General features: G+C 62.3%; 18 protein-coding genes and 1 tRNA gene. 16 read left to right on the top strand and 3 right to left on the bottom strand.

The annotated features are described in order from the left end of the window. The coding region (locus QM600_RS25445) for an acetyl-coenzyme A synthetase N-terminal domain-containing protein (protein WP_283264468.1) at positions 1-274 on the bottom strand (274 nt) is incomplete at its 3' end. A 202-nt stretch (positions 275-476) separates the two neighbouring features. Between QM600_RS25445 and QM600_RS25450 the strand changes: the two genes are divergently transcribed. Continuing rightward, positions 477-1,229: a Fic family protein gene (locus tag QM600_RS25450; RefSeq protein ID WP_283264470.1), complete on the top strand. Its 753-nt coding sequence runs from the start codon at positions 477-479 to the stop codon at positions 1,227-1,229. A gap of 393 nt (positions 1,230-1,622) precedes the next feature. Here QM600_RS25450 and QM600_RS25455 read toward each other — a convergent pair whose 3' ends face one another. Then, on the bottom strand, positions 1,623-2,441 hold the full coding sequence (locus tag QM600_RS25455; protein ID WP_094270933.1) for an HAD-IB family hydrolase: 819 nt from the start codon (positions 2,439-2,441) through the stop codon (positions 1,623-1,625). Between the two features lie 328 nt (positions 2,442-2,769). Here QM600_RS25455 and ssd point away from each other — a divergent pair, with 328 nt between their 5' ends. Genes ssd through QM600_RS25490 form a run of 7 tightly spaced genes read left to right on the top strand, consistent with a single transcriptional unit; the run spans position 2,770 to position 7,383 of the window. Then, complete coding sequence (gene ssd / locus QM600_RS25460) at positions 2,770-3,870, top strand: septum site-determining protein Ssd (protein ID WP_283264472.1); 1,101 nt, start codon at positions 2,770-2,772, stop codon at positions 3,868-3,870. Further along, complete coding sequence (locus QM600_RS25465; RefSeq protein WP_283264473.1) at positions 3,867-5,051, top strand: TadA family conjugal transfer-associated ATPase; 1,185 nt, start codon at positions 3,867-3,869, stop codon at positions 5,049-5,051. Before ssd ends, QM600_RS25465 begins: the two co-directional genes overlap by 4 nt. Beyond that, on the top strand, positions 5,048-5,836 hold the full coding sequence (locus QM600_RS25470; protein ID WP_283264475.1) for a type II secretion system F family protein: 789 nt from the start codon (positions 5,048-5,050) through the stop codon (positions 5,834-5,836). The genes QM600_RS25465 and QM600_RS25470 overlap by 4 nt, the downstream gene beginning before the upstream one ends. Further along, positions 5,833-6,420 (top strand): type II secretion system F family protein, encoded by a 588-nt coding sequence (locus tag QM600_RS25475; protein WP_283264477.1) that lies wholly within the window; start codon positions 5,833-5,835, stop codon positions 6,418-6,420. The genes QM600_RS25470 and QM600_RS25475 overlap by 4 nt, the downstream gene beginning before the upstream one ends. Positions 6,421-6,476: 56 nt before the next feature. Then, positions 6,477-6,680: a DUF4244 domain-containing protein gene (locus QM600_RS25480; protein WP_283264478.1), complete on the top strand. Its 204-nt coding sequence runs from the start codon at positions 6,477-6,479 to the stop codon at positions 6,678-6,680. Beyond that, complete coding sequence (locus tag QM600_RS25485; protein ID WP_283264479.1) at positions 6,680-7,036, top strand: TadE family type IV pilus minor pilin; 357 nt, start codon at positions 6,680-6,682, stop codon at positions 7,034-7,036. The genes QM600_RS25480 and QM600_RS25485 overlap by 1 nt, the downstream gene beginning before the upstream one ends. Then, positions 7,033-7,383 carry an Rv3654c family TadE-like protein gene (locus QM600_RS25490; RefSeq protein ID WP_283264481.1) on the top strand — a complete coding sequence of 117 codons (351 nt, stop codon included), beginning with the start codon at positions 7,033-7,035 and terminating at the stop codon, positions 7,381-7,383. Before QM600_RS25485 ends, QM600_RS25490 begins: the two co-directional genes overlap by 4 nt. A 4-nt stretch (positions 7,384-7,387) precedes the next feature. On the opposite strand, the gene QM600_RS25495 is transcribed toward QM600_RS25490, so the two are convergent. Continuing rightward, positions 7,388-9,676, bottom strand: a complete 2,289-nt coding sequence (locus QM600_RS25495) for a DEAD/DEAH box helicase (protein WP_283264487.1) — start codon at positions 9,674-9,676, stop codon at positions 7,388-7,390. A gap of 459 nt (positions 9,677-10,135) precedes the next feature. Between QM600_RS25495 and cspE the strand changes: the two genes are divergently transcribed. The 8 genes from cspE (at position 10,136) to QM600_RS25535 (ending at position 17,102) form a co-directional block, all read left to right on the top strand. Continuing rightward, positions 10,136-10,339, top strand: a complete 204-nt coding sequence (gene cspE, locus QM600_RS25500; protein WP_003946117.1) for a transcription antiterminator/RNA stability regulator CspE — start codon at positions 10,136-10,138, stop codon at positions 10,337-10,339. Positions 10,340-10,526: 187 nt separating this feature from the next. Beyond that, positions 10,527-11,111 (top strand): hypothetical protein, encoded by a 585-nt coding sequence (locus QM600_RS25505; RefSeq protein WP_169632425.1) that lies wholly within the window; start codon positions 10,527-10,529, stop codon positions 11,109-11,111. A 168-nt stretch (positions 11,112-11,279) separates the two neighbouring features. Then, positions 11,280-14,207, top strand: a complete 2,928-nt coding sequence (gene topA / locus QM600_RS25510; protein ID WP_283264482.1) for a type I DNA topoisomerase — start codon at positions 11,280-11,282, stop codon at positions 14,205-14,207. A 36-nt stretch (positions 14,208-14,243) separates the two neighbouring features. Then, entirely contained in the window at positions 14,244-15,473 is a 1,230-nt protein-coding gene (locus tag QM600_RS25515) for a DNA polymerase III subunit delta' (RefSeq protein WP_283264483.1), read from the top strand. A 30-nt stretch (positions 15,474-15,503) separates the two neighbouring features. Continuing rightward, positions 15,504-15,576 (top strand) — tRNA-Thr (locus QM600_RS25520). Positions 15,577-15,698: 122 nt separating this feature from the next. Further along, positions 15,699-16,274 (top strand): RDD family protein, encoded by a 576-nt coding sequence (locus QM600_RS25525; protein ID WP_283264484.1) that lies wholly within the window; start codon positions 15,699-15,701, stop codon positions 16,272-16,274. A 37-nt stretch (positions 16,275-16,311) separates the two neighbouring features. Then, entirely contained in the window at positions 16,312-16,737 is a 426-nt protein-coding gene (locus tag QM600_RS25530; RefSeq protein WP_283264485.1) for a DUF2752 domain-containing protein, read from the top strand. Positions 16,738-16,904: 167 nt separating this feature from the next. Continuing rightward, positions 16,905-17,102: a hypothetical protein gene (locus QM600_RS25535; protein ID WP_283264486.1), complete on the top strand. Its 198-nt coding sequence runs from the start codon at positions 16,905-16,907 to the stop codon at positions 17,100-17,102. The last annotated feature ends 100 nt before the right edge of the window (positions 17,103-17,202 follow it).

Genomic DNA, 17,202 nt, shown 5'->3' on the forward strand with positions numbered 1-17,202 from the left:
GGTCGCCGTTGCCGGCGAGGACGTGGCGGTCGACGCAGTTGTAGGCGACGTTGAGTTTGCCGCCGACAAACCATGTGGCGACGGGTGCGTCAGTCCAGTCGAGGACGTCGGTCCACTTTTCGTGCCAGTGCAGACGTTCGGCTTGGTCAGCCCAGAAGGCGAGGCGGTCGGTGTCGGCGGCAGCCTGGAGTTCCGGTCCGGCGTTGGCGGCCGCAGCAAATTCTGCGCTGGGCGGGTACGCCTGCGGGACGTCTGTTTCGGCTGCACTGGTCATGATTGACGGCCTTCTTTCGCTTCAGATCGGTAGTACATCACTCCGTGTGAGGGTAGTCACAAGAGCTGTCAATCGCACCGTTGCATCACGTTGCAACTGCTTGTCCTGCGACAATCGGTCGAATCAATGCGACGGGTGGTTGCCGACGGCGACAAGCGGGCGGCTACTTTTCGGGCGCACCCGACGGGTACCGTCGTTGATCGTGACTGATCCCTTGCAGCCCCTCGTAGATCTCCCCGGCGTTCTTGCCGCCGCTGATCATGCGCGCGACGCGCTCGGTGAAGTGCATCGGCACAAAACCAATCGACGGGGTTGGCCCACGACAGCTGCGGAGGCGGCGGTTCGAGCCGCCCGCGCCTCGGCCTCCCTGGCCGGCGGATCAACGGTGTTGCCGGCCGAGGGCCTGGCGGGAGATCCGATTCTGGCCGGCGCGTTGCGGGTCGCCCAGGCGCTCGATGGTGACAGCCTTCCGTTGATGGAAGCGACGTGGAAGCGGGCACCATTGCAGGCATTGGCGCGTTTGCATCTGCTGGCGGCCGCGGACCTGGTGGAGGATTCCGACGAACTCGGGAGGCCTCGATCGGATCGCGGAGTAGGGGAACGCCTCGACGCCCTGGCTCAACTCGTCACCGGTGGTACGTCGGCGCCGGCGCCGGTTCTTGCCGCTGTTGTTCACGGTGAACTTCTGGCATTGAGTCCGTTCGGCACTGCCGACGGAATTGTGGCGCGGGCGGCTTCGCGTCTGGTTGCCGTGTCGTCCGGGTTGGATCCGCACAACCTCGGTGTCCCGGAGGTCAGTTGGTTGCGTAGGCCGCAGGCGTATGCGGACGGTGCTGCGGGGTTCGCCTCCGGTCGGGCCGAAGGCGTCGGCAGTTGGGTGATTCTGTGCTGTGGCGCTCTCGAAGCCGGGGCTCGCGAAGCCGGGTCGATTGCTGATGCTGCTGCCGCAGGCTAGGTCCACCACAAGAGCTTGGTACACACACGCACAAAACGGGCGGCGCTGCCGATGAATCGACTTCGCCGCCCGTTAGCACGGACTGCTCGTTACCAAGCGTGCTCGGTGGGTTGTGTGGGTGGCCTCGGCGAGGGATCGCTCTTCTGAGTTTGTCTCCGCAACCTGTGCGGAGTCCTCGCTCAAACTGAACGAATCTCGCAGGCCCACAACGCTTCTGCCCTTATAGTGGCTTGTGCTCCGCGTGGGTGCCCTAGTGCCCGTGCTGGGAATTTCAGTTGGGGAAACGGTCCTTCTCTTCCGAGCCGTTCCTGGCCTTCTGTTCTTCCGTAACTCCTTTGTACTCTGTGTTGCCGCTCACAGCAAGTGGCAATTCTTGTTTGTGGGCTTCGGATTTCAGCGTTTTCGGCGCAACAGTGCAAACGTCACGACCCCGGCAGTCAAGGCCCCGATGCCCACTGCCGCGGTAGTTGCGACCGTAGTGTTCGACTGCGCCGACAACCGTGCCCGCAGTGATACCGGATTCGAGAAAGTCAGTATGGGCCAACCGTTTCCAGCCGCTGCCTTACGAAGTGCGCGATCCGGGTTGACCGCCGTAGGATGCCCGACTGCCTCGAGCATCGGCAAGTCGGTTACGGAATCGGAGTACGCGTAACTGGAACTGAGGTCGTAGCCGTACCGGTCCGCGAGTCGTTCCATAGCTTCCACCTTGCCGGGGCCGTAGCAGTAAAACTCGACCTCGCCGGTGTAGTGCCCGTCCGTTTCCTTCATAGCCGTCGCGACAGAGTGGGTTGCCCCCAGCGCCCGCGCGATCGGAGCCACGATTTCCTCTCCGGAAGCGGACACCACGATGACGTCGTGCCCTCGCAACTTGTGGTCGGCGATCAGGTCGGCAGCCTCGGCATAGACGAGTGGGTCCACGATGTCGTGCAGAGTTTCGGCGACGATCGATTTCACCTGTTCCACATCCCACCCGGCGCACATTGCGGTGAGATGTTCGCGCATGCGTTCCATCTGATCGTGATCGGCACCGGAGAGTAGAAACAGAAATTGGGCGTAACTGCTCTTGAGGACGGAGCGTCGGTTGATCAATCCCTGAGCGAAGAACGGCTTGCTGAAAGCCAGCGTGCTGGATTTGGCGATGACGGTCTTGTCGAGGTCGAAGAAAGCGGCAGTCCGCCCGGTTGTCAGTCCATTCGCAAGCTTGTCGGTCACAGCTACCGAGGATAGTCCGACCGACGGTTCGTATGTGTCGCGAAAGCGTGGGATTCTGCGGCGAAATCTGTGAATCAGTGCTGCTCAGGCTTGCATTTTTCGGATTGCCGCGGTGTAGGGTTAGCGCAGTTCGATTCGTTCGGACGAGTTCAGCCCAACCCCCCGGGGCTGAACTGATGGACGACCCCCGCCTCCCCCCGGCGGGGGTCGTTCCCTTTCCTGGGGCAGTCGCTCGCCCAGTCGCGTGAGTTATCCACAGACCGCGAGTTGTCCACAGACTTCTTCGGGTGTCTGTCGTTTCCGGGCGATCGAGAACAGGCTCTTGCCCATGAACTCGATGGCAGCAGCGAACCCAGGGCAGACCGGCGCGGATGTCCTGGTGATGGTCGACGATCCGATGGTTCTCGCCAGTGTGCGACGCGTCGCTGCCGCCATTGATCGGCCAGTGGACGAGGCGATACATCCGGTCTCGCGCCAGCAATGGAATCGAGCGTCGGCCGTAGTTCTCGACGTGGCGAGTGCGAGAGCTTGTTCGAGTCGCAACCCCAGACGTTCGCGTGTATTCATCGTCAACGAGGGCGAACCCACGATCGACGAGTGGAAGTACGCCACCTCCATCGGGGCGCAGGCCGTGTTCACGTTGCCCGCCGACGAGAATGCGTTGGTCGCCGTGCTGGCCGAGCATTCTGCAAGCCGCGGCGACGGCACAGTCGTGGCAGTTGTCGGTGGTTGCGGTGGAGCGGGGGCTTCTGTGAGTGCCGCTGCCATTGCCTTGACGTCCGCTGCGCGTCGCACACCGACATTGCTTGTCGACGTCGACGCACTCGGCAGCGGCGCCGACGTCGTGCTTGGTATCGATTCTGTTCCGGGGGTGCGTTGGTCGGCGTTGACGGTCGAGGGTGGACGGTTGTCGCCGGAAGCGCTTCGCGATGCGCTTCCCGCGTTGGGAAAGGATCTGCGGGTGCTGGCGTGCAGCAGGCGGGAAGTTCGCGGTCCTTCCGTCACGGCTGTGGGGGCGGTGCTCGACGCCGGACGACGGTCGGGCGGTGTGGTTGTATGCGACGTTCCGCGTGATCGAAGCCCGGTAGTCGAAGCGGTTCTCGAAGCATCGGACTTCGTGGTGATGGTCGTCCCGGCGACGGTGGCATCATGTGTCGCGGCCGAGAAGGTGGGAGTGTGGGCGGCGGAACATAATTCGAATATCGGGCTGCTGGTGCGGGGTCCGGCTCCGGGAGGTCTCCGCGGGGTCGATGTCGCGAACATGCTCGGGTTGCCGTTGATTGCGGTCATGCGTGGGCATCGATCGCTGGCATCGATGCTCGAGCGCGGCGGGTTGGAATTGACGCGCCATTGCCCTTTGAGTGTCGGTTCCGGCGCCGTTCTGGACGCGATTACCTCAGGGGCACGCATCTGGGGCGCCGCAGCATGAGCGGCCTGGTCACGGCAGCCCTGCTCGAGCGAGTCCGTGAACGATTGACGGCGTCGACAAGCCTGGAGCCGACAGCGGCGACGGTGGCGGATGCTGTCCGCGCCGAATCCTCGGGGGTGCTCGGTGATACCGACTTGCTGGAGGTACTGCGAATCCTCCAGACCGAACTAACCGGTGCGGGCCCGCTCGAATCGCTTTTACACGAACCCGGAGTCGCCGATGTTCTGGTGACCGCGCCGGACGAGGTGTGGGTGGATCGAGGTCTCGGGTTGGAGCGAACCACAGTGAGATTTGCCGACGAGGCGTCGGTACGACGCCTCGCGCAGCGGTTGGCTTTGTCGGCGGGTAGACGACTCGACGACGCGCAACCGTGGGTCGACGGTCGTTTGCGTGGTGTGGGTGACGGTCACTTCGGTGTTCGGCTACATGCTGTTCTCGCACCGGTTGCACAGGGCGGAACCTGCTTGTCCTTGCGCGTGCTTCGGCCGGCGACGCAGGGGCTCGACGCACTGTGTGAACGCGGCGCGATCGAGCCGGGGGCTCGAACGTTGCTCGATCGAATCATTGCGTGCCGCTTGGCGTTTCTGGTGATCGGTGGAACCGGCGCCGGAAAAACTACATTGCTGTCGGCGGTCCTGGGTGTCGTCGATCCCCGCGAGCGGATCATCTGTGTCGAGGACGCCGCAGAGTTGGCTCCGCCGCATCCCCATGTCGTTCGGTTGGTTGCACGTGCGCCGAATGTGGAGGGTGTCGGGGAGGTGACGGTACGCGATCTCGTGCGCCAGGCGCTGCGGATGCGACCGGACCGCATCGTGGTCGGAGAAGTTCGTGGAGCCGAGGTCATCGACCTTCTGACAGCTTTGAACACGGGTCATGACGGCGGCGCCGGAACCATCCATGCCAACTCTCCGGAGGAGGTGCCGGCCAGGCTGGAGGCACTCGCAGCTTTGGGTGGGATGGACCGAAATGCGTTGCACAGTCAGCTTGCCGCAGCAGTCCAGGTGATCCTGCACGTTCATCGCAGCGCCGACGGATCCAGGCGACTCGAACAGATCGGCGTAATCGAGCGTGGCGCCGATGGTTTCGTGCGTATCAACGAGGCCTGGCCGGCGGTGGGTCCGGGCCGCGATCAACTCGAGCGACTGTTGCGCCTTCGTGATCGAGAGAGCCTCGTTCGATGAGCGTCACGTTGTTGCTGTGCGCGTTGTCCGTAATGGTTGCGCCGGTGTCGGATTCGCGTACAAGGCTTGGCGCTCTTGTTGATCGGTCTGCACGTGCATCCCGGAAAGTGCCGTGGTTGTTGCCGGTGGCGACTCTGGTGATCTTCCTGGGTTGGATGTTCGGCGGGTTCTCGGCGGTGGTGGCCGTCGCGTCGATCTGCGGAACGACGATGCTTCGTGGCCTGCGGAAGAAAGCAACCCGGTCGAGAGACTCGGAACTGGCTGTCCTGCTTGCCGGCTTGGAGATCCTGATCGCGGAGTTGCGGATCGGTGCGCATCCGGCTTCGGCGTGTGCCGTTGCCGGTGAGGAGTGCGCGGGTGAGGTCGGGGAAGTGTTTCGACGGGGTTCAGCCCGGGCTCGATTGGGCGGCTCCGCTGCTGACGCGTTCGGAGTTGTCGGATCGCTGGTCGAGCGTGAGTTGGCGCGAGTCGGATCAGTATGGTCGGTGGCCGAAGACCACGGGCTGGCTCTCGCCGATCTGCTCGACGCGGTACGGACGGATATGTTGGGTCGCAAACGCTTTCGTCAGCGCACCGAGGCGGGATTGGCTGGAGCGCGGGCCACAGCATCGGTCCTTGCGGGGCTTCCACTTCTCGGTATCGGATTGGGCGAACTGATGGGTGCGTCCCCATTGACCGTGCTTTTCGGGGGAGGTGTCGGCGGGATGATGCTCGTCGCGGGAACCGTGTTTGTTTCCCTGGGTCTGCTGTGGACCGACAAGATCACCGCGAAAGTCAGCTCATGATGTGGCAGGCGGCACTGATGGTCGGTTGCTCGCTCCTCGTCGTTCCGAATGCCCGCACTTCTTTGTCCCGGACTGCGGAGATACTTCGTGGGGCCGAGGCTGTCGTTTCCGGCCCGGAGACGCACATCGACAACATTGATCCTCTCGCCGTGGCGGCAAGTTTCGATCTGCTGTCCGCCTGTCTGCGGGGAGGGCTCCCGGTCGCGGAGGCTGTTGCTGCCGTTGCCGTTACGGCACCGAACCCGATGGCAGGCTCGCTCCGCCGGGTGGCAGACCTTTTGGCTTTGGGCGCAGATCCGGATGTGGCCTGGAGCGAGGCTGCCCTCGATCCCAGCACGGAATCGCTTGCGCGGTTGGCCCGCAGGTCTTCGCGTTCCGGTACTTCACTTTCCGTCGCGATGACTGAACTCGCAGATCGAAGCAGAGGCGAGGCGGAGGATTCCGCAACAGCATCGGCGGAACGCGCCGGTGTGCTGATCAGCGGGCCGCTCGGGCTGTGCTTTCTGCCTGCGTTTCTGTGCCTCGGAATAGTGCCGGTCGTGATCGGATTGGCAACTTCGGTACTCGGCGACGGATTGATCTGACGCAGAGCGCAATTCTTCCGCGGCAGAACAGCTGTCGCGGTTTACAGGAGGGGAAAATGATGTCCGAAATGATGGGTATGTTGTCCGCCCGGTTGACGCTGCTGGTTACCGATGACGACGGTATGTCCACGGCAGAATATGCAATCGGGACCATAGCGGCTGCAGCGTTCGGCGCGGTTCTTTATTCAGTGGTCACTGGTGATTCGATTGTCACAGCCCTCACCGGGATCATCGACAAAGCGCTCAAGACAGCTGTGTGATGTTGTCCACGAGCAGTATTCGCAGATCCGACGACGGTGCAGTCACAGTCGAGGCTGCGATCGGTCTCGCCTCGATCATCGCTGTAGTCGTGCTCTGCATCGGAGCGGTACTGGCAGTGTCGATGCAAGTTCGGTGCGTGGATGCTGCTCGTGAGGCGGCAAGACTGACTGCGCGTGGTGATCGCGACAATGCGATCACCACGGCGCGTCGTATCGGTCCTTCCGATGCACGAATTTCGGTGCAGATCGTCGACGGATTTGCCGTGGCGGTGGTGAGCGCAGACAGTGCATTGCTACCCATGGTGAACATTTCAGCGGAGGCAGTGGCGTCGGTCGAACCAGGGGTGAGTGGATGAATATCCGGTCCGACGACGGTGTCGCAACAGTCTTTTCATGCATTGCGCTGGCGGGAATCGTAGTGGCTACCGGAGGATTCCTGCATGTCGGTTCTGCAGTTGTCGCCCGCCACAGTGCCCAGTCCTCGGCAGACCTTTCTGCGTTGGCCGGTGCCGGAGCACTCGATCGTGGTGGGGGCGCCGGGTGCGCGAAGGCCGCCGAAGTTGCCGTGCGGATGCGGACTGTTCTCGAGGAGTGTGTGATCGAGGAGTGGGATGTTGTTGTTCGGGTGCGGGCGCCGGTGTTGTTGTCGGCCTTCGGTATCGGCGACGCCGAGGCATCCGCCCGGGCCGGGCCGTCCGGGTAGGTGCTCAGTTGATGGTGTCAAGGACCGCCGTCAGAACTCTTACGGCACCGTCTTTGTCGAGTGGGTCGTTTCCGTTGCCGCACTTGGGTGAGTAGACGCACGACGGGCAGCCGTGGGAGCACTCGCACGAGGTGATCGCGTCGCGGGTGGCGGTGAGCCAGCGGGAGAGCTCACTGTGCCCGCGATCTGCGAATCCCGCGCCGCCGGCATGGCCGTCGTAGACGAAGACGGTGGGCAGGCCGGTGTCGGCGTGTACCGCAGTGGAGACTCCGCCGATATCTCCTCGATCGCAGATCGCCACCAGAGGTAGGAGTCCGATCGCGGCGTGTTCCGCTGCGTGGAGTGAGCCCGGGAACCGTTCCGGGGCAACACCGACGGATTCGAGTAGTTCTGGCGTGATCGTGTACATCACGGCCCGGGTCTGCAAAGTATGTTCGGGCATGTCGAGTTCGATCGAGTCGAGGACTTCGCCGGAGTTCAGTCGGCGCAGGTATCCGACAACTTGATGCGTGACCTCGACCCGTACGAGCGATACGGCGATGTCGCCGTAATTCTTGTGTTCGAGCTGTTCGGTGACGGTGATTTCAGTTGTTTCGCGCGCTGAGGTGGTCCAGTCGGGATTCTCTGCGTGGACGAGGGCCAGTCCGACTTCCAAGTCCAGTTCGTCGACAACGTACGACTCACCTTGGTGGATGTGCACTGCACCCGGATGGACGGTGGCGGGCGCGCGTCCGGCGTCGACAGTTCCGAGCATTCGGCCGGATTGACCGTCGACGATGGCGACTTGGGTACCAATGCCGCCGCGAATGTCGAGGGAGCCGTGCGGGTTGGAATCCGCAGTGACGAACCAGCCGTGTTTGCGTTGCCTGATCTTGCCCTGCTCGGCGAGTGCGGTCAGGACCTCGAGTGCCCCGAAAGCCTCGACCTCGGCTTCCGATAGGGGGAGTTCCATTGCAGCACAGAGAAGTTGAGGTCCGAGAACGTAGGGATTTCCGGGATCTGTGACGGTAGCCTCGACCGGTTTCTCGAGAATCGCGGCGGGGTGGTGAACGAGGTACGTGTCGAGTGGATCGTCACGGGCGATCAATACGACCAACGATCCTTCGCCTCGTCTGCCGGACCGGCCCGCTTGCTGCCAGAACGACGCCACGGTTCCCGGAAATCCGGCTACGACAACGGCATCGAGACCGGCGATGTCGACGCCGAGTTCGAGGGCGTTGGTGGTCGCGGCTCCCAGCAGCGTGCCGTCCGCGAGAGCTGCTTCGAGTTCTCGACGATCTTCCGCGAGGTATCCGGCTCGGTACGGTGCGACGCGTTCGGCCAGATCGGTGTCGACCTCGGCGAGTAGACGTTTGGTCGCCAGGGCGGTCAGTTCGGCGCCACGCCTCGAACGGACGAAGGTGAGGGTGCGAGCACCTTCGATCATCAGGTCTGCCATGATCCGGGCTGCTTCGGCGCCTGCAGGACGACGTACCGGGCTGCCGTTCTCGCCGGTGAGCGCTGGTACGAGTGGCGGTTCCCAGAGTGCGACGGTGCGTGGTCCGTGGGGTGATCCGTCGTCCGTGACTTCGGCGCAGTGAGCGCCGATCAACCGGGAGGCGGCTACACCGGGGTCGGCGGTGGTCGCGCTGGCCAGGATGAAGGTGGGTTCGGCTCCGTACCTGGCGGCGATGCGGCGCAATCGGCGGAGAATGAGGGCGACATTGGATCCGAAGACACCACGGTAGGAGTGGCATTCGTCGACAATCACGTATTTCAGATTGCGGAAGAAGTGTGCCCATCGTTGGTGGGTACGGAGTAGCGAAATATGCAGCATATCGGGATTGGTGAACAGCCATCGCGAGTTTTCACGCGCCCAAGTGCGAAGTTCCGTCGATGTGTCCCCGTCGTACGCGCTCGGGTTGGTTCCCCGTAGTTCGGCGTCGAAGTCGGTGAGGGACAGTACTGCTCGTAGTTGGTCGCTGCCGAGCGCTTTGGTGGGGGAGAGGTACAGCGCAGTAGCGAGCGGGTCCGACGCCATCGCAGTCAGAACCGGAAGTTGGTATGCCAGTGACTTGCCCGACGCTGTTCCGGTGGCAACGACGACGTGGTTCCCGTGATGGGCCAGATTGGCAGCTTCGCTCTGATGCGTCCAGGGGGCGGTCACGCTGTGCTCGCGCAACGTACGTACGACGCTGGGGTGCAACCACTCCGGCCATTCGGCGAACCGGGCACGGCGAGCGGGTAGTTGCGCCGTGAAGGTCAACGGATCTTCGTTTCCGGTAACACCCGCGACGACGCGGCCGAGAAGCATCTGTCCGTAGGTTTCGCCAGGTGTCCCGCCGGGATCAGGAATTGGGGAGGCTGCGTTCACGTGACTCTCCGGGATCGGCGTTCGGGGTGTCCCGGCAGTGCGAAACTGCCGTTACCTGCAGTTTTGATGATACGCATCGGTTCTGAATCGTGTCGGCGTGGGGTAGTGGCTGTGACCTCCGGGATTACTGCCGCCAGACGGTTTTTCTCGTAGCAAATTTTTAACGTATTTCGACTGTTCTGTACGTGCAGAACATGGTTGACTGACAACCGGTCGCAGCTTCTGTGTTCGTAGGCTTGAGAAAGTGCACGCTCGCAGGATCGTTGTTGCGAGCGCGGTGTCTTGCCTTTCCTGCGAGGATTCAAGCCTGGGGGAAACAAAAGTACGGCGGTCGGAACCGGCCCGGTGAATTGATAAGGGCAGTTCATCGAATCCGGTGTTAGAAAGAGAAGGAAAAGCATGGCACAGGGCACTGTGAAGTGGTTCAACGCTGAAAAGGGCTTCGGCTTCATCGCTCCCGAAGACGGTTCCGCAGACGTCTTCGTTCATTACTCCGAGATCCAGGGCAACGGTTTCCGCACCCTCGAGGAGAACCAGCGCGTGGAGTTCGAGGTCGGCCAGGGAACCAAGGGACCCCAGGCGACCGGCGTTCGCGCAGTCTGATTCTTCCGCTCGTACTTCGGGCGAATAGTTTTGGGCAGGATCGTCCCTCATCGTTGCGTCGCAAGGTGCGTAGCGGTGGGGGACATTCTTTTTCGTGTTGTTGCCCGCGGCCGGAAGTTGATTCTTCAACCCGCCTGCTGACTGGCCGTCTATGCCGGACTGGTCTTCGTGCCCTACGTTGCACTCTGTGAGCCAACTGTCCTTTTTCTCCGCCGAGTCGATTCCTCCCGCCGTGACCGACCTCGCCGGCATGCTGGCCGGACCCGGTCAGGTAGTGACCACCGAGGATCGTGCCCGGATCTCCATCGTCGTGGATCGAGACTGGCGAGCGCAGGCCGTCGCGGAATTAATCGCGCAATGCGGACTCGGCGCGGAGGTGACGCGCAGCGAAGAAGGCAGCCCGCTGGTACGTACGCAGTCGACGCCGGCATTGCTGCCGCTGTCCGTGCAGTGGACCAAAGGCGCAGTGAAGTCGGTTCCGGCTGGTTGGGTCCCGAACTCGCGCCAACTCCGGGTCTGGGCCGTCGCGGCCGGTCGGCTGGAAGAGGACGGCGACCGCTTCGTCTTCGGTCTCGACCCGCATGCCACCAACACCCATGCGCCGCTGGCGCAGGCGTTGATGCGGGTGGGTATCGCACCCACTCAATTGGGTAATCGGACACCGGGTCCGGGGCTTCGAGTTTCCGGGAAGAAGAGACTGACGAAGCTCGTCGAATACCTCGGGGAGGCACCCCGTCACGTGGACGTCGAGTCAGCTTGGCCACATGTCTGATGGTTCCCATACTGTACTGATCTGCACGAATGTGTTGTGGGTATGTCACTCTGTAAAGGGCGGCACGGGGTATAAATTGCTCCAGACGTCTAGTTCTCAGTACTGCCGACGGCAGTAGATCGTCATTGCCGACGGCAGTGATCGTCCAAAGGAAGGTTCGGGCAGCAGGTGGCTAAAGCGGACAACGGCAGCGGTCAGGGAGCGTCCGGTAACCCTCGTCGCCTCGTGATCGTCGAGTCACCGACCAAGGCGCGCAAAATCGCTCCCTACCTCGGTAAAGATTACGTCGTAGAGGCATCGGTCGGTCATATTCGTGACCTGCCGCGCGGTGCAGCGGATGTTCCGGCCAAGTACAAAGGCGAGTCCTGGGCCCGTCTCGGCGTCAACGTCGACAACGATTTCGAGCCGCTCTATGTCGTGAGCCCGGAGAAGAAGGGCAAGGTCGCCGAGCTCAAGGCGCTCTTGAAGGACGCCGACGAGCTATTCCTCGCAACTGACCCTGACCGTGAGGGCGAGGCCATTGCCTGGCATCTTCTCGAGACCCTGAAACCCAAGATTCCGGTTCGTCGAATGGTCTTCCACGAGATCACCGAGCCGGCAATTCGTGCCGCCGCCGAAGACACTCGCGAGTTGGACACCGACCTCGTCGACGCCCAGGAAACCCGCCGTATCCTCGACCGTCTTTACGGTTACGAGGTCAGCCCGGTTCTCTGGAAGAAGGTCATGCCGAAGCTTTCGGCTGGTCGTGTTCAGTCTGTGGCGACCCGTGTCATCGTTCAGCGTGAGCGTGAGCGCATGGCGTTCAAGTCGGCTTCGTACTGGGATATCTCTGCCACTCTCGATGCCGGTGTCGAGGCCAGCCCGCGTAGTTTCGGTGCTCGTCTCGTCACTGTCGACGGTTCGCGCGTCGCTTCGGGTCGCGATTTCGGACCCGACGGAAATCTCAAGGGCAGCGCCGTCACTGTGTTGGACGAGGCCTATGCGCGTCGTCTCGCGGAAGCACTGCAGGGCGTCGACCTCACGGTTTCCTCCGCGGAGGACAAGCCGTACACCCGCAAGCCGTACCCGCCGTTCATGACGTCGACGCTGCAGCAGGAGGCCGGACGCAAGCTTCGCTTCACCTCCGAGCGGGCCATGCGTATCGCGCAACGGTTGTACGAAAACGGCTACATCACCTACATGCGTACCGACTCGACGACGCTGTCGGCGTCGGCGATCGAGGCTGCTCGTACACAGGCCAGCGAGCTGTACGGGCCGGAGTACGTCCACCCGACGCCTCGTCAGTACACCCGTAAGGTCAAGAACGCGCAGGAAGCGCACGAGGCGATCCGTCCGGCTGGTGACGTTTTCCAGACCCCCGGGCAGTTGCATTCGAAGCTCGATGCAGACGAGTTCAAGCTGTACGAACTCATCTGGCAGCGCACCGTCGCTTCTCAGATGGCCGACGCTCGGGGAACAACGCTGACACTGCGGATCTCGGGTACAGCGGGCACGGGCGAGGACTGCACGTTCTCCGCTTCGGGTCGCACCATTGTGTTCGCAGGCTTCCTCAAGGCTTACGTCGAGAGTGTCGACGAAGAGGCCGGCGGACAGTCCGACGACGCAGAATCCCGACTTCCGGTGCTGGTCAAGGGCCAGGATGTCACGGCAACCAAGCTCGATCCGGACGGTCACAGCACCAACCCGCCGGCGCGATACACCGAAGCCAGCCTCATCAAGACGCTTGAAGAACTCGGCATCGGTCGTCCGTCGACGTACTCGTCGATCATCAAGACAATCCTCGACCGCGGTTACGTCTACAAGCGTGGCAGTGCGTTGGTCCCGGCCTGGGTCGCCTTTGCGGTCATCGGGTTGCTCGAAGCGCACTTCGGCCGTCTGGTCGACTTCGACTTCACCGCCGGCATGGAAGACGACCTCGACGCCATCGCTGGTGGACGAGAGCAGCGCGGTAACTGGCTGAGCAGCTTCTACTTCGGCGGCGAGACCGGCGCCGAAGGTTCTGTGGCCCGCGAGGGCGGCTTGAAGAAGATGGTCGGTGTCAATCTCGAGGAGATCGACGCCCGCGAGGTCAACTCCATCCGTTTGTTCGACGACGCCGAGGGTCGTGAGGTTCACGTGCGCGTCGGACGGTTCGGTCCGTACCTCGAGCGCATGGTCCAAAATCCGGACGATCCCGAAGGCGATCTGATCTCGCAGCGGGCCAATCTGCCTGATGATCTGCCGCCGGACGAGCTCACTCCCGAGTACGCGGAAAAGCTGTTTTCGACGCCTCAAGAGGGCCGCAAGCTGGGTGTCGACCCACTGACCGGCCACGAAATCGTTGCGAAGGAGGGCCGCTTCGGTCCTTACGTCACGGAATTGTTGCCTGAGCCGCCGGCCGAACCGGAACCAGACATCGTTCCGGTGCCTGAGCCTGAAGAGATCAGTGCGGGCAGCACGAAGACTGCGGTGAAGAAGGCCGCAGCCAAGAAGGCTCCCGCGAAGAAGGCTGCCAAGAAGGTTGCCGGTCCCAAGCCGCGCACGGGTTCGTTGCTCAAGTCGATGGACCTGGCAACGATCACGCTCGAAGACGCGTTGCGACTCCTCTCGCTGCCGCGCATTGTCGGTGTCGACCCGGAGTCCAAGGAAGAGATCACCGCGCAGAACGGCCGCTACGGTCCGTATCTGAAAAAGGGCACCGATTCTCGTTCGCTTGCGGACGAGGAGCAGATGTTCACGGTGACGCTCGACGAGGCGCTCAAGATCTATGCCGAGCCCAAGCGTCGTGGACGTCAGGCGTCGGCTACTCCGCCGCTGCGTGAGCTGGGCGTCGACCCAGTGAGCGAGAAGCCGATGGTGATCAAGGACGGCCGATTCGGTCCGTACGTCACTGACGGCGAGACCAACGCCAGCTTGCGTAAGGACGACGAGGTCGAGTCAATTTCGGATGCTCGCGCGTCTGAATTGCTGGCTGACCGCCGTGCTCGCGGACCGGTGAAGAAGAAGGCTGCTGCCAAGAAGGCTCCGGCCAAGAAGGCCGCCGCCAAGAAGACGGCTGCCAAGAAGGCTCCGGCCAAGAAAGCCGCTGCAAAGAAGGCCCCGGCGAAGAAGGATTGAGCCGGGCTCGTCGGTACCGGCGGTTAGGGTTTTTGCATGAGTATTGAGGTGGCCGAACGCGGTGTGTTCGGCCGGCTGGTAGGCCAGCACGACGTCGAGCAGAGTTTGCGAGCCGCCGCGCTGGCCGCCAGGGGCGATTCCACCGGTTCCGACATGAGTCATGCGTGGCTGTTCACGGGCCCGCCAGGGTCCGGGCGTTCCGTTGCGGCCCTCTGCTTCGCCGCAGCCTTGCAATGCACGTCAGACGGCGAACCAGGATGCGGCGAGTGCCATGCGTGTACGACGACGATGGCCGGAACCCACGGTGACGTACGACGGATCGTTCCTGTCGGCTTGAGCATCCCGGTCAAAGAAATGCGCAAGATCGTCAATATCGCGTCTCGCCGGCCGACTACCGGACGCTGGCAGATCATCGTGGTGGAAGATGCCGATCGGTTGACCGAGGGCGCTGCAAATGCGCTTCTGAAGGTTGTCGAAGAGCCGCCGGACCGCACTGTCATCCTGCTGTGCGCGCCCACGACGGATCCCGAGGACATGTCGGTCACACTGCGGTCGAGATGTAGGCATATGCCACTGGTGACTCCTTCTGTCGAGTCGATTGCGCAGGTATTGGTCGAGCGCGACGGGCTTTCTTCCGAACAGGCGGCGTTTGCCGCGTCCATCAGCGGTGGACACGTCGGTCGAGCGCGGCGTTTGGCTACCGATGACAGTGCCCGCGATGAACGATCACGGTCATTGCGTCTTGCCTTCGACGCTGCTTCCGCATCCACGGCGTACAAAGCGGCCGAGGCTTTGGTCAAGTCGATCGAATCGGAAACCAAGGCGCTCTATGCCGATCTCAAGGAACAAGAGCTCGAAGAACTGAAGGTCTCGCTCGGTGCCGGAGGTACGGGCAAGGGCACTGCCGGTGCCATCCGCGGATCCGCCGGATTGATCAAAGAACTCGAGGATCGACAGAAATCTCGCGATACGCGAGGGCGTCGTGACCTTCTCGACCGGACGCTGATCGACCTTGCCGGCATGTACCGGGACGCGTTGTCTTATTCGCTGGGATCGTCGTCGACAGCCACACATCCGGATAAGACGACAGAAGCCGCTCAACTGGCTGCTCGCACTTCGCCAGAAGGGCTGTTGACGTGCATCGAAGCAGTGCTGGCTTGCCGTGAGGCGGTCGATTTCAACGTCAAGTTGCAATGGGCTCTCGACGCGATGGTTGCACGTATCGGGGAGGCTTTCAGACCCCCGTTTTCGCGTTCGGGGGGTTGACCAGTTAGACTCGCCCTCGCCGAAAGGCACGCTGCCTTAGCTCAGTCGGTAGAGCATTTCACTCGTAATGAAAAGGTCGAGAGTTCGATTCTCTCAGGCAGCTCGGTCAAGAGCCCCACACCCGTAATCTTGGGTGTGGGGCTCTTGCCGTTTGTACGTACACAAACTCGACGACCGGTTTATCCTGATCGTGCGCATGCGCGCCTGAGCAGGGGAGAGACCGCGATGTCGGAGCAGAATTGGGGATCGGGCCAGCCGCCGCAGTACGGACAGGTGCCGCCGATGTCGCCGCAGGGGTACCCGCCGCAGCCTGCTTATCCGTACGCGTCGTGGATTTCGCGAGTCTGGGCCTATTTGCTCGACAACTTCATCGTGCCGCTGCCTGGCGTGATCTTGATGATCGTCGGTGCGGTGATCGCGTTCTCCGGCGCCGAAGTCACTACCTACGACACCTACGGCACGTATGACAACTATGAATCGAGCAACATTGACGGCGTGAACGGTGCTGGAATCGCTGTCATGGTGGTCGGCGGCCTGGCCATCTTGCTGATCGAGGTGTGGAATTACGTCTTCCGTCAAGGAAACACCGGCCAGACGCTCGGCAAGAAGTGGCTGGGAATCTCGGTGGTCCGAGAATCCGATGGTGTTCCATTGGGGCCGGGAATGGCTCTTCTGCGATGGATCATGGTGTCGATCCTCGGCGGGGCGTGTTTCATCAACTATCTGTGGCCGCTCTGGGACGCGAAGAGTCAGTGCTGGCACGACATGGTTGTGCGCTCCGTCGTCATTCGCGCGCAATAGATCAGGTTCGGCGACTCCTGCTTCTACAGTGGAGCTTATGAATGCCGAGACCTCCGCAGTGCGAGGCTGGCGGGCGCTTTCAGTGCCGGCCGGTGTCGCTGCAGCGGGGGTCTCGGCATTTGCACTTCTGCACCTCCGAGATCCGCACAACGCGGGGAGCTACGGCATTTGTCCTCTGTATGCGGTGACGGGCCTCTGGTGTCCGGCGTGTGGAGGTCTGCGGGCAGTCAACGATCTGACCAACCTCGATGTCGGTGCGGCCATGTCGAGCAATGCTCTGATCGTTCCGCTCGTTCTAGTGCTGACAGTGGCGTGGGTGCGCTGGGCTGGGCGCAGATGGAGGGGAACGGATGATCGGATGATCGTGCTCAATCCAGTTGCGACCATCGTCGTGCTCGGAACCCTTGTTGCGTTTACGGTTGTGCGGAACACCCCTTGGGGCAGCTGGCTCGCGCCGGCCTGAACGGAAGATGAGGTCGATATGGCAATGCAGGTCTTTTCGCTGATTGTGCTGCTCGGTGCATTGATCGTTTTGATTCCGACAGCCAGGCGGGTCTTCGGCAAGAAGAAGGACGACGAATAGGTGAGCAGGCACTCGACATCGCCGTACTGAAGGAACATGCTGGCGGTATGGCTGATTCGCTGAAGGTCCGAGTGCGTGAGAAGTTGCTGCGGCAGCTCGCGGAGGATGGTCGTCGCCCGATTCGAGAGGCAGAAGGCGACGATTCCCGGCTGCTGGCGGTGACTGACGATCTCGAGGCCCTCGAACAGGCGAAAGAGGGCGATCCGATCGTCGAAGAGTTGGCGCAGAGGTACTGGGTTCCCTGAAGTTTACCGACCAAAAGCCTGTGACCAGGCGATTTGTTATTTCGATGAACACTCGCGTAACTTATTCCAAGTCAGAGCGACACGGACACCGACTCCCACC

It is taken from the genome of Rhodococcus sp. IEGM 1379 (assembly GCF_030056815.1).
Classification (GTDB): domain Bacteria; phylum Actinomycetota; class Actinomycetes; order Mycobacteriales; family Mycobacteriaceae; genus Rhodococcus_F.